Origin of the sequence: Pseudomonas sp. NMI760_13, assembly GCF_021283245.1 — a bacterium.
Classification (GTDB): Bacteria; Pseudomonadota; Gammaproteobacteria; order Pseudomonadales; family Pseudomonadaceae; genus Aquipseudomonas; species Aquipseudomonas peradeniyensis.
Window position 1 is genome coordinate 99,263 of sequence record NZ_JAJSRC010000017.1, and the last position, 12,393, is coordinate 111,655.

Below are 12,393 nucleotides of genomic sequence, written 5' to 3' on the forward strand. Positions count from 1 at the left end.
GCATGCGCCTGCGAGCAGTACTCTTCGACATGGACGGCACCCTGCTGGACACAGCGCCCGACTTCATCGCCATCTGCCAGGCGATGCTCGCCGACCGCGGCCTGCCGGCCATCGACGACGCGCGCATCCGCGAGGTGATCTCCGGCGGCGCCCGCGCCATGGTCGCCGCGACCTTCGCCATGGACCCCGAGGCCGACGGCTTCGAGGCCCTGCGCCTGGAATTCCTCGAGCGCTACCAGCGCGACTGCGCGGTGCACAGCAAGCTGTTCGACGGCATGCCGGAGCTGCTGGCCGACATCGAGAAAGGCAACCTGTTGTGGGGCGTGGTCACCAACAAGCCGGTGCGCTTCGCCGAGCCGATCATGCAGCGCCTGGGCCTGGCCGAGCGCTCGGCCCTGCTGATCTGCCCGGACCACGTGAAGAACAGCAAGCCCGATCCCGAGCCGCTGATCCTGGCGTGCAAGACCCTGGACCTGGACCCGGCCAGCGTGCTGTTCGTCGGCGACGACCTGCGCGACATCGAGTCCGGCCGCGACGCCGGCACCCGCACTGCGGCGGTGCGCTACGGCTATATTCATCCAGAGGACAACCCCAACAACTGGGGCGCCGACGTGGTGGTGGACCACCCGCTGGAACTGCGCAAGGTGATCGACAGCGCGCTGTGCGGCTGCTGAAGAACCAACAGTCATAGACGCCCGTGGGAGCGGGCTTGCCCCGCGAGGCTGCCCGCCCAGGCAATGATGGTGTCCGCCCTGACGCCATCGCGGGGCAAGCCCGCTCCCACGGAGCTATGCCATCAACAGGGAACCCGTTATGTTCGACTACACCGCCCGCCCCGACCTGCTCAAGGGCCGAATCATCCTGGTCACCGGCGCCGGCCGCGGCATCGGCGCCGCCGCCGCCAAGGCCTACGCCGGCCTGGGCGCCACCGTGCTGCTGCTGGGCAAGACCGAGGCCAACCTCAACGAGGTCTACGACCAGATCGAGGCCGCCGGCCATCCGCAACCAGTGGTGATCCCGTTCAACCTGGAAACCGCCCTGCCCCACCAGTACGACGAACTGGCGGTGATGATCGAGGAGCAGTTCGGTCGCCTCGACGGCCTGCTCAACAACGCCTCGATCATCGGCCCGCGCACGCCGCTGGAGCAGCTGTCGGGCGACAACTTCATGCGCGTGATGCACATCAACGTCGACGCCACCTTCATGCTGACCAGCACCCTGCTGCCGCTGCTCAAACTGTCGGAGGACGCCTCGGTGGTGTTCACCTCCAGCAGCGTCGGGCGCAAGGGCCGGGCCTACTGGGGCGCCTATGGCGTGTCGAAGTTCGCCACCGAGGGGCTGATGCAGACCCTGGCCGACGAGCTGGAAGGCGTGGCGCCGGTGCGCTCGAACAGCATCAACCCGGGCGCCACGCGCACGGCGATGCGCGCCCAGGCCTATCCGAGCGAGAATCCGCAGAACAACCCGCTGCCCGAGGACATCATGCCGGTGTACCTGTACCTGATGGGGCCGGACAGCAAGGATGTGAACGGGCAGGCGCTGAACGCGCAGTAAAACCCATCGCGGAGCAAGTCGCATCGGCGAACCGCCGCTCCCACATATGCTGCACGACAACTGTAGGAGCGGCCTTGTGCCGCGATAGGGCTGCGCAGCAGCCCCAGGATTTCAGCGTTGATGCAGTAAAGCTGGGGCTGCTGTGCAGCCCTATCGCGGCACAAGGCCGCTCCTACAGCGAACGTGCAAGTTCATTGAGTGTGCGGTTTGCCGGCGAATAGGCCTGCAAATCCAACGACTATCCTCAGCCCGCCGCCAATGCCGGGCGCAGACGCCCCTGCTGACGCCCTTCGAGCTGCATGCAACGCTCCAGGAACAGGAACATGCAGTCGTAGCTCTTGCAGATCGCCCGACGCAGCTCGGTACGCAGCCCCAGCGTCGGGCTCTCGCCTGCCAGGGTGCAGATGATCTCCAGCGCCTCCCACGGGTGCGCGTCATCGTACTGCGCATGCATCTTCAGCCACTTCATCGCGCGCTTGCGGGTGTCCTCGGGGAAACCCTGGGCGTAGGTGTCCTCGGCGCAGACCACCGCCGACCACTCGCCGGTGGCACCTTCGATGGCGTAATTGGTGGCCGCCATGGCGATGGCCAGCGACTCCGTGGCGCACACCCGCCAGCACCAGTCGTTGAGGCCATTGAGCTCTGGCGGCACCTCCTGGGACTGCAGCTCATGCAGATGGACGCCGTGCGCCTGGCACCAGTGCACCCAGTAGTCGGCATGGTTGAGCTCGACCCGGATGTTGCGCATCAGCCAGCGACGCGCCATGTCTTCGCCGGGGTGTCGGGCGTAGCGGGTCTTGGTCAGGTTGTGGGCCATGTAGAGGGAGAACTGCTCGACCACCGGCCAGCCGCCGATCAGGTACTGGCGGATGGTCGACTGCTTGAGCTGGCCATCGCGCAGTCGCTGGTAGAACTCATGCTCCACCACCCGGCGCTTGCTTTCGCGGCAATCCTCTATCAGTTGTTGGGCCCACTGCGGATAACTGGCCGGATCCATCAATGGTCCGATCCTTACGAACGCGTCGATCACTGTCAGCTCCTTGATTCCCTGTGATTTCCGGGCGTTGTTCAGCGAAAGGTCCCCGGCGCCCGGTGCAGAAGGGGCCTCGCGGCAATCCGTTGGCGCTGCAGGCTGTCGCAGGTGAAGACCTGCGGGCGTTCGATGAGGTATCCCTGGGCGTAGTCCACGCCGATCTCCTGCAAAGCCTGCTCGATCAGCGGCGTCTCGACGAACTCGGCAATGGTCCGCTTGCCCATGACGTGACCGATGTGATTAATCACTTCGACCATCGCCCGGTTGATCGGGTCATCGAGCATGTCTTTGACGAAACTTCCGTCGATCTTCAGGAAGTCTACAGGCAAATGCTTCAAATAGGCGAATGACGACATTCCGGCGCAGAAGTCGTCGAGGGAGAATCTGCAGCCCAGTCCTTTCAATTCATTGATGAATCGGATCGCGCTGCCCAGATTGGCGATGGCGCTGGTTTCGGTAATTTCAAAACAGATCAGCCGTGGCGGGATGTCGAACTCGCTGAACAGCCGTTGCAGGTACTCGAGGAACTTGTCGTCGCCGATGCTCGAGCCCGATAAATTGATGGCGCACATCGCCAAGGGCCCCTCCCGACCTTCGTCCAGGCACTGGCGGATTACCTGGAACACGCTGCGCACCACCCAACGGTCGAGCGCGGTCATCAGGCCATAGCGCTCCGCTGCGGGGATGAAACTGTCGGGCAGGATGGTGCGCCCGCTTTCGTCGTGCAGGCGCAGGAGAATCTCGATATGCCCGGGGCTCTCGTGGGGGTGCAGGGGGGCGATCTCCTGGGCGTAGAGGCAGAAGCGGTTTTCCTCCAGCGCCACGTGCAATCGCTGGATCCAGGCCATCTCGCCAAAGCGCATGGACAATTCGCTGTCGTCGGCGTGATACACCTGGACCCGGTTGCGGCCCTTCTCCTTGGCCATGTAGCAGGCCATGTCCGCCGCACGCAACGACGCCTCCAGGGTGCTGGGCACCTGGGCGATGTGCACCAGGCCGAGGCTGACCGTGGTCACGAAGGGGCGCCCCTTCCACACGAAATGCAGGCTCTGCACGGCCTGGCGTAACTGCTCGGCAATCCGCTCGGCCTGCTCCGGCGGGCAGTTCTCCAGGAGCACGCCGAACTCGTCGCCGCCCAGGCGCGCCAGGGTGTCACCCTCGCGCAGGCCCGACTGCAGTACCGCGCAGATATGCCGCAGCAGCTCGTCGCCGGCGGCATGGCCGCAGGTATCGTTGACCAGCTTGAACTGGTCGAGGTCGAGGAACATCAGCGAATGGCGCCCGGCCTGGCGGGCCAGGCCGTTGAGCGCCTGCTCCAGGCGGTATTCGAACTCGCGGCGGTTGGCCAGCCCGGTCAGGGCGTCGTGAGTGGCCTGCCAGGACAGGTTGGCGATGTACTGGCGCTCCTGGGTCATGTCGTGCAGCACCACCACGATGCCACTGACCTGCCCCTCTGTAAGAATGGGCGAGCCCACCAGGTTGACCGACACCGTACTGCCGTCCAGGCGCTGGATCAGCCGGGCATGCTCGGCGCCGCCCTTGAGGCTGCCGCTGAGCACCTGCTCGACCAGCGTCAGGCTGTCGCCCTCGGCATTCTCGTCCAACAGACTGAACAGCGCCGCCAGCGGCAGGCCCTGGGCCTGGACCGCCTGCCAGTGGGTCAACTGCTCGGCGGCCGGGTTCATGTAGCTGATGCAACCATCGACATCGGCGGTGATCACCGCATCGCCGATCGACTCCAGGGTGATCTGCGCCCGCTCCTTCTCCTCCTGCAGCGCGCTGGCGAACGCCTGGCGCTGAGCCAGCAGCTTGCTTGAACGCCGCCAGGCCATGGCGATCAGGAACAGCGCGGTGGCCAGGTTGGTCAGCATCAGCACCTTGAGCAGCATCCGCGAGCCTTCGCCCAGGGCATCGCTGAAGGCCTTGGCGGCGGGGGTCACGCCGTCATTGATGGCGACGATGCGCGCCTTCCAGTTGGCCACCTGGTGCGGGTCGATCACGCCGCCGGCGAAGCCTTCGCGCATCTGCTGGGCCAGCACGTCGAGCTGACGCAGGTAATCGTCACCGATGTCCCAGTAATCGATGGCGGTTTCCATATAGCTGATATGCCGGAAATTGCGATAGAACCAGATGATCCGGGCGACGTCCTCGGGATGGTTGCCACCCTGCAGCACACCCTGGCGCGCTGCTTCCAGGTCCGGTTCAGGTCGGTCCAGGGCCAGGCGCAGGTTGTGATCGCCCTGGGGTACCAGGATCGCCCGGCGGTAGCGGGCATAGGTCAGCGGATCGCGGTCGTCGGCGTAGAGGTTGAGGTAATAGATGGCGTCCTTCTGTGCCTTGGACCACAGGCTCTCGCCCGCCACGTAGGCGCGCACGGCGGACAATGCATAAAGGCTCAGACTGCCCAGCAGTACCTGGAAAACCACAACGGCGACGAAGGGCCAGATGATACCCAGCAGCCTTGGCGCTTCGAGAGTCCGATTTCCCTTCATGTAATCCCTGTCATGGCGGCAGATAAGGCACGAATCGACCTAGACAAGCACAGCGTAGGCCATTTGCCATGCCTGTGGCGTGGTTTTTGATGACGGGGAAAGGGGCGCAGCACCTGTAGGAGCGGCCTTGTGCCGCGAAAGGGCTGCGCAGCAGCCCCACAAGATCGCCGGGGGCCGCTCTGCGGCCCTTTCGCGGCACGAGGCCGCTCCTACATGGACGTAGGTGGCTCAGGTCTGCTGCAGGTGACCGTAAAGCTTGGCGTACAGGCCGCCCTCGGCGATCAATTGCTGGTGGCCGCCGTCCTCGGCCACATGGCCGCCGTCGAACACCAGCACGCGGTCGGCCTGCTTCACCGCCGACAGGCGGTGGGCGATGATCAGCGTGGTGCGGCCGCTGAGGAAGCGCGCCAGGGCCAGGTGCAGGTTGTACTCGGTGGCGGCGTCCAGCGCCGAGGTGGCCTCGTCGAGGATGACCACCTTGGGCTCGGCCAGCACCATGCGGGCGATCGCCAGGCGCTGGCGCTGGCCGCCGGACAGGCGCACGCCGGAGCGCCCGACGATGCTGTCCAGGCCCTGGGGCAGCGCGGCGATGGTGCCGTCCAACTGGGCGATGCGCAGCGCCTGCCAGCAGGCATCGTCGCTGCAATCGCGGCCCATGGTCAGGTTGGCGCGCACGCTGTCGTTGAACAGCGACGGATGCTGCAGCACCACCGCGACGTTCTCGCGCAGGGTCTCCAGGCCGATCTCCTGCAGGCTGGAGCCGCCGAAGCGGATGGTCCCGGCCTGGGCGCTGTACAAACCCAGCAGCAGTTGCACCAGGGTGCTCTTGCCACCGCCGCTGGCGCCGACGATGGCAACCTTCTCGCCCGGGGCGATGGACAGGTTCAGCTGATCCAGCACCGGCTCGTCGGCGTAGGCGAAGCGCAGGTCGCGCACCTCGATGCCGACCGTCTCGCGCCCGGCGAACGGGTCGCTGCCCGCGGGGTACTGCGGCTCGTCGGCCCGCGCCAGCAGCTCGTTCAAGCGGCTCAGCGCGCCTCCGGCGGCGTAGTAGGCATATTGCAGGTTCAGCAACTGCTCCACCGGGCCGATCATGAACCACAGGTAGCTGAACACCGCCAGCATCTGGCCGATCGACAAGTCGGAGAACAACACGGTGAGCATCGCCGCGGCACGGAAGATGTCGATGCCGAACTGGAACAACAGGCCACTGGCCCGGCCACTGGCATCGCTCTTCCACTGCGAGGCCACCGCGTAGTCGCGCACCTCGCGGGCACGCAGGCCAAGGCGACCGAGGAAATAGCCCTGGCGGTTGCCGGCACGGATTTCCTGGATCGCATCGAGGGTCTCGGTCAGCGCCTGGGTGAAGCGCGCGGTGCTGTCGTTCTCGAGTTTCTTCAGGTGCTTGACGCGCTTGCCCAACTGCACGGTGAAGAAGATCACCAGCGGGTTGAACAGCAGGATCAGCAGCGCCAGCTGCCAGTGCATCCAGATCAGGATGGCGGCGGTGCCGGTCAGCGTCAGCACCGCCACCAGGAAGCGGCTCAGGGTTTCGCCGACGAACTTGTCGAGGGTGTCCAGGTCGGTGACCAGGTGGGTGGTCACCGTACCGCTGCCCAGGCTTTCATATTCCTTGAGCGAAATGCGCTTGAGCCGCTCGATCAGGCGGATACGCAGGCGGTAGACGATGTCCTTGGCCAGGCCGGCGAACAGCTTGGCCTGGACCACGTTGAACGCCAGCGCCGCCAGGCGCAGGCCCAAGGTGGCGCAGAGCATCAGGCCGATATAGCCCGCGGCCACCTGCCAGCCAGCGGGCAGGAAGTTGTTCATCCACTTAAGCGCGGCGTCACCATGGCCCAGCAGCACTTCGTCCACCAGCAGCGGCAGCAGCAACGGGATCGGCACACTGCACAGGGCGGCGAGCACGGCTACCAGGTTGGCAGTCCACAAAGCCTTCTTGTGGTGCAGGGCCAGGCGGCGGATTTCCGCCCAGCTCAGGCGATCAGGCACAGCGGGGGACTTCCCTGGCACAGGGTCTGGCGACCCTGGCAGGTCAAGCACAGGCGGCCTGCTGCAGCCAGCGGCCGAGCAGCGACTGCAGGCTGTCCAGCGACTGGTAGCCGTTGGTCAGCAGGGCCAGCTGACCATTGCGCTCGGCCAGCAGCGTGGGGAAACCGGCAATGCCCAGGTCCTGTACCCAGCCGAAGTCGGCGCTGGTGGCGGCGCGGGTATCGGCATTGGTGAAGCACTGCGAGAACTGCTCGCGGTCGAAACCGGCCTGTTCGGCCAGCTCCACCAGCTGCGGGGCGCGGGTGACATCCAGCCCCTGCTCGTAGAACGAGCGCTGGATCAGCTTGAGCAGCGTCCAGGCCCGCTTGTCGTCCAGCTCACGCGCCGCGACCAATGCGCGGCACGCAGGCTCGGTGTCGTAAACAAAGCCGTCGGGCATCGCGCCGTCGAAGCGGAACGGCTGCCCGGTGGCGTCATGCACCGCCTGCCAGTGCTCGAGGATGTACTTGCGGGTCGAGGCATCCAGGGCGCTGCCGCCGCTGCGCAGGCCACCGGGCACCAGGCGGGTGACGACACCCGCCTCACGCGCCTGGGCGATCAGCGCCTCGGCCACCGGGGCGAAACCCCAGCACCAGGAACACATCGGGTCCATCACATAGAGCAGGCGTGCGGACATGCATCAGGCCTCGGCTTTGCAGTTGTAGCCGATCGGGTGTGGCTGGTTGCGCGCCTTGGCCAGTTCGATCTGCTTCTGGCGGTCGATGGCGCTGCGCCGGGTCTTCTCGCTCAGGCTGTCCCAGCAATGCGGGCAGCTCACGCCTGGCGAATAGTGTTCCGACTCCCGGTCCTTCACGTCGATCGGGTGGCGGCAGGCATGGCACTGGTCGTACTCGCCCTCGCTCAGGTCGTGACGCACGGTGACCCGGTTGTCGAAGACGAAGCAGTCGCCGTCCCAGAGGCTTTCTTCCTGGGCTACTTCCTCGAAGTATTTCAGGATGCCGCCCTTAAGATGATAGACGGCTTCATAGCCCTCACCGAGCATGTAGCTGGAGGCCTTCTCGCAGCGGATGCCACCGGTGCAGAACATGGCGACCTTCTTGTGCTTGCTCGGGTCGAAGTTGGCCTTGATGTAGTCGGGAAACTCGCGGAAGGTCTCGGTCTTCGGGTCGATGGCGCCCTTGAAGGTGCCGATGGCCACTTCGTAGTCGTTGCGGGTGTCGATCAGCAGCACTTCCGGGTCGCTGATCAAGGCGTTCCAGTCTTTCGGATCGACGTAGGTGCCGACCGCCTTGTTCGGGTCCACGCCCGGCACGCCGAGGGTGACGATCTCTTTCTTGAGCTTGACCTTGGTACGGTAGAACGGCTGCTCGTCGCAATACGACTCTTTGTGGTCGACATCCACCAGGCGTGGGTCGCTGCGCAGCCAGGCCAGCAGCGCGTCGATGCCTTCACGGGTGGCCGAGACCGTGCCGTTGATGCCTTCGTTAGCCAGCAGCAGGGTGCCTTTGACGCCGTTGTCGGCCATGGCCTTGAGCAGCGGCTCGCGCAGTTCGACGTAGTCTTCCAGGGTGACGAACTTGTACAGCGCCGCCACGACGATCGGTTGGGTCATGAATCTGAAACTCCTGGTGGTTGCCCTCGTAAGGGGCGGACCGGGTTTGACATAAAAAGCATGGGGGCGCTTTGCGCCCCTTTCGCGGCACAAGGCCGCTCCTACAGGGAACTGCATACTCCTGTAGGAGCGGCCTTGTGCCGCGAAAGGGCTGCAAAGCAGCCCCCGGATTTTGCGAGATTGTACCAGAACGACGGAAAGGATTCAGTGCCCGCCGCCGGCGCACACCGGCGAGGCTGGCGCCGCGCCGACTGCCGCCCATTCCTCGGGCGTGTAGGTGTGGATCGCCAGGGCGTGGATCTCGCCCATCAGCTCACCCATGGTGGCGTAGACCTTCTGGTGGCGCTTGACGCTATTCAGCCCGGCGAACTGCTCGCTGACCAGCACCGCCTTGTAGTGCGTTTCCTGGCCACGGCTGTGCATGTGGCTTTCGTTGCGCACTTCGAGGTGGTCGGTGCCCAGCGGCGCCAGCTGCTGTTCGATGCGTTGCTGCATGTTCATCGCGTCAGGCTCACTTCTTCGCCGGAGCGGCTGCCTTGCCGGCGCTCGGGTCGAGTTCCTTGGTCATGTCGTCGAGCAGCTTGTTGACCACCGGCACCGCCGGTTCCAGGCTCTGCTGGGTCAGCTGGGCCGACTGCTGGGTGACCTTGGGCATCTCGCGCAGGACTTTCTTGCCCAGCGGCGACTCGTAGAACTTGACCAGGTCGTTCAGCTCGGCCTCGGTGAAGGTCGCGGTGTACAGGTCGACCATCTTCGGCTTGAGCTTCTTCCAGCCGATGGCGTTGTCCAGGGCGGCGTTGGCCTTGGCCTGATAGCTGTCGAGCACGGTTTTCTTGGCAGCCGGCGCCTTGGTCTGTTCGAAACGCTGGGCGAACATCTGCTGGACCTGCATGTACACCGGGGTGCCCAGCTTGTCGGCATTGGCCAGGGTCAGGAATTTCTCGGCGGCGGCATTGTGGCTCGCGGTGGCGGCGAGTACCTGGCCGCTGGCGCAGGCCAGGGCAACGGCGGCAAAGAGGACACGAAGACGGGTCATTGCATTTCCTTCAAGAAAGGGAGGCGAGTACCTCAGGGTAGAGCATTCTGCGCCGTGATGGCGAAGTGCTCAAGTGGCACGACGAGCGACTGAACCGCTGTGTCGAATCAGGGCCTAAACTGCGATTTCTGACTACAAAGGAGTGAGCGCAGCATGAGCCGTATCGAGACAGACAGCCTGGGCCCGGTCGAAGTTCCAGAGGACGCCTACTGGGGTGCGCAGACCCAGCGTTCGCTGATCAACTTCGCCATCGGCAAGGAGCGCATGCCGCTGGCGGTGCTGCACGCCCTGGCGCTGGTCAAGAAAGCCGCTGCCCGGGTCAACGACCGCAACGGCGACCTGCCCGCCGACATCGCCCGGCTGATCGAGCAGGCCGCCGACGAAGTGCTTGCCGGCGACCACGACGAGCAGTTCCCGCTGGTGGTGTGGCAGACCGGCAGCGGCACCCAGAGCAACATGAACGTCAACGAGGTGATCGCCGGACGCGCCAACGAACTGGCCGGCAAGGGTCGCGGCGGCAAGCTGCCGGTGCACCCCAACGATCACGTCAACCGCTCACAGAGCTCCAACGACTGCTTCCCCACCGCCATGCACATCGCCGCCGTCCAGGCCGTGCATGAACGACTGCTGCCGGCGATCACCGAGCTGTCGGGGGGGCTGGCCGAACTGTCGGCGCGCCACACGCACCTGGTCAAGACCGGGCGCACGCACATGATGGACGCGACGCCGATCACCTTCGGCCAGGAGGTCTCGGCCTTCGTCGCCCAGCTCGACTACGCCCAGCGCGCCATCCGCGCGACGCTGCCGGCGGTCTGCGAGCTGGCCCAGGGCGGCACCGCCGTGGGTACCGGCCTCAACGCCCCGCACGGTTTCGCCGAAGCCATAGCCGCGGAGCTGGCGGCGCTGTCCGGCCTGCCGTTCGTCACCGCGCCGAACAAGTTCGCCGCCCTCGCCGGACACGAGCCGCTGACCAGCCTGGCCGGCGCGCTGAAGACCCTGGCCGTGGCCCTGATGAAGATCGCCAACGACCTGCGCCTGCTGGGCTCCGGCCCGCGCGCGGGGCTTGCCGAGGTGCGCCTGCCGGCCAACGAGCCGGGCAGCTCGATCATGCCCGGCAAGGTCAACCCGACCCAGTGCGAGGCACTGTCGATGCTGGCCTGCCAGGTGCTGGGCAACGACGCGGCGATCGGCTTTGCCGCAAGCCAGGGCCATCTGCAGCTGAACGTGTTCAAGCCGGTGATCATCCACAACCTGCTGCAGTCGATCGAGCTGCTGGCCGATGGCTGTCGCAACTTCCAGCAGCACTGCGTGGCCGGCATCGAGCCGGATGCCGGGCAGATGGCCGCGCACCTGGAGCGCGGGCTGATGCTGGTGACGGCGCTGAACCCGCACATCGGCTATGACAAGGCGGCGGAAATCGCCAAGAAGGCCTACAGCGAGGGCAAGACCCTGCGCGAAGCGGCGCTGGAGCTGAAGTACCTGACCAATGAGCAGTTCGACCAGTGGGTAAGGCCGGAGAACATGCTGGCGCCTGGCGGGAAAGGCTGACTCATCACCTGTAGGAGCGGCCTTGTGCCGCGAAAGGGCTGCGCAGCAGCCCCAGGATTCGGCATTTAATACAAAGATCGCCGGGGCTGCTGCGCAGCCCTTTCGCGGCACAAGGCCGCTCCTACAGGTACCGCGAGGGTTATTGAGCCTGGCTCTTCGCTCTCCACCCCGCGATCAGCGACGGCCCCAACGCCACCAATGCCGACCCCAGCACCACCGTCACCGCCCCGACATAGCCCAGGCCATTGATCTGCTCGGCATGCACGTAATCCGGCCACAGCCAGGCCGCCAGCGCCACCGCGACGAACGTCACCAGCGGCGTCAGTGCCAGGGTCGCGCTGACCCGCGAGGCCTCCCAATGTGCCAGCGCCTCGGCGAACGCGCCATAGGCCACCAGCGTGTTCAGGCAGCAGGCCAGCAGCAACCAGCCCTGCAACGGGCTGAGCTGCAACACCTCCAGCGGATGCACCCAGGGCGTGAGCAGCAGTGCGCAGCACAGGTAGATCACCATCATCACCTGCTGCGAGTTCCACACCGTCAGCAGTTGCTTCTGGCTCAAGGCATAGAACACCCAGATGCTGGTCGCCAGGATAATGGTCAGCACGCCGGTGGTGTAGGTGCCAAGTGATGTGAGCAGCTCTTCCAGGCGCTGGTTGAAGAACAGCCCGAATCCCGCCAGCAGCACCAGCAGGCCCAGGCCCTGCCCCAGGCTGAAACGCTCCTTGAACACGAACACGCTGGCCACCAGCAACAGCACCGGCCCCAGCTGCACGACCAGTTGCGCGGTGCCGGGGCTGAGCAGGTTGAGGCCGACCAGGTACAGCACATAGTTGCCGACCAGGCCGGCCACCGCGACGGCCACCAGGCCCTTGCCCTTCATTCCAAGACGACTGAACGACGGCAGCCGCCGATTGGCCGCCAGCCAGGCGAACAACAGGCCGCCGGAAACGCTCAGGCGGTACCAGGTGACGGTTACCGGGTCCATCACCTGCAGCACCTGCTTGAGCTTGATCGGCAGGATGCCCCAGAGCAACGCGGTCAACAGCGCCAGCAGAAGGCCCTGGACCCAGCGTCCGGAAGAAATGTGCATGGTGTCCTCGAGTCGAGC

At 65.5% G+C, this 12,393-nt stretch carries 11 protein-coding genes; 3 read left to right on the forward strand and 8 right to left on the reverse strand.

The genetic code is table 11. The annotated features are described in order from the left end of the window. The first annotated feature begins 2 nt into the window (after nucleotides 1-2). Nucleotides 3-674: an N-acetylmuramic acid 6-phosphate phosphatase MupP gene (mupP, locus tag LU671_RS18095; protein WP_102684341.1), complete on the forward strand. Its 672-nt coding sequence runs from the start codon at nucleotides 3-5 to the stop codon at nucleotides 672-674. A 139-nt stretch (nucleotides 675-813) separates the two neighbouring features. Further along, nucleotides 814-1,554 carry a YciK family oxidoreductase gene (locus LU671_RS18100; RefSeq protein WP_203647634.1) on the forward strand — a complete coding sequence of 247 codons (741 nt, stop codon included), beginning with the start codon at nucleotides 814-816 and terminating at the stop codon, nucleotides 1,552-1,554. A gap of 244 nt (nucleotides 1,555-1,798) precedes the next feature. Here LU671_RS18100 and LU671_RS18105 read toward each other — a convergent pair whose 3' ends face one another. The 7 genes from LU671_RS18105 to LU671_RS18135 all read right to left on the reverse strand — a co-directional run bounded on the left by LU671_RS18105 (nucleotide 1,799) and on the right by LU671_RS18135 (nucleotide 9,737). Beyond that, the gene (locus LU671_RS18105; RefSeq protein ID WP_203647635.1) at nucleotides 1,799-2,584 is read right to left on the reverse strand and encodes a TenA family transcriptional regulator; all 786 of its coding nucleotides are present in this window, start codon (nucleotides 2,582-2,584) and stop codon (nucleotides 1,799-1,801) included. Nucleotides 2,585-2,622: 38 nt separating this feature from the next. Then, on the reverse strand, nucleotides 2,623-5,079 hold the full coding sequence (locus LU671_RS18110) for an EAL domain-containing protein (RefSeq protein WP_203647636.1): 2,457 nt from the start codon (nucleotides 5,077-5,079) through the stop codon (nucleotides 2,623-2,625). A gap of 228 nt (nucleotides 5,080-5,307) precedes the next feature. Further along, a complete protein-coding gene (locus tag LU671_RS18115) occupies nucleotides 5,308-7,140 on the reverse strand; it encodes an ABC transporter ATP-binding protein (RefSeq protein WP_232856437.1) in 1,833 nt (610 codons plus the stop codon). Continuing rightward, nucleotides 7,133-7,765 (reverse strand): DsbA family protein, encoded by a 633-nt coding sequence (locus LU671_RS18120; RefSeq protein ID WP_232856438.1) that lies wholly within the window; start codon nucleotides 7,763-7,765, stop codon nucleotides 7,133-7,135. The genes LU671_RS18115 and LU671_RS18120 overlap by 8 nt, the downstream gene beginning before the upstream one ends. Before the next feature lie 3 nt (nucleotides 7,766-7,768). Then, a complete protein-coding gene (gene trhO / locus LU671_RS18125; RefSeq protein ID WP_232856439.1) occupies nucleotides 7,769-8,701 on the reverse strand; it encodes an oxygen-dependent tRNA uridine(34) hydroxylase TrhO in 933 nt (310 codons plus the stop codon). Nucleotides 8,702-8,905: 204 nt separating this feature from the next. Then, entirely contained in the window at nucleotides 8,906-9,202 is a 297-nt protein-coding gene (locus tag LU671_RS18130) for a BolA family protein (RefSeq protein WP_203647638.1), read from the reverse strand. A 10-nt stretch (nucleotides 9,203-9,212) separates the two neighbouring features. Next, nucleotides 9,213-9,737 carry a DUF2059 domain-containing protein gene (locus tag LU671_RS18135; protein WP_050704598.1) on the reverse strand — a complete coding sequence of 175 codons (525 nt, stop codon included), beginning with the start codon at nucleotides 9,735-9,737 and terminating at the stop codon, nucleotides 9,213-9,215. A 153-nt stretch (nucleotides 9,738-9,890) separates the two neighbouring features. On the opposite strand from LU671_RS18135, the gene LU671_RS18140 reads away from it, so the two are divergent. Then, nucleotides 9,891-11,285 (forward strand): class II fumarate hydratase, encoded by a 1,395-nt coding sequence (locus LU671_RS18140; RefSeq protein ID WP_232856440.1) that lies wholly within the window; start codon nucleotides 9,891-9,893, stop codon nucleotides 11,283-11,285. A 139-nt stretch (nucleotides 11,286-11,424) separates the two neighbouring features. On the opposite strand, the gene LU671_RS18145 is transcribed toward LU671_RS18140, so the two are convergent. Continuing rightward, on the reverse strand, nucleotides 11,425-12,375 hold the full coding sequence (locus LU671_RS18145) for a DMT family transporter (RefSeq protein WP_203647639.1): 951 nt from the start codon (nucleotides 12,373-12,375) through the stop codon (nucleotides 11,425-11,427). Nucleotides 12,376-12,393: the final 18 nt, after the last annotated feature.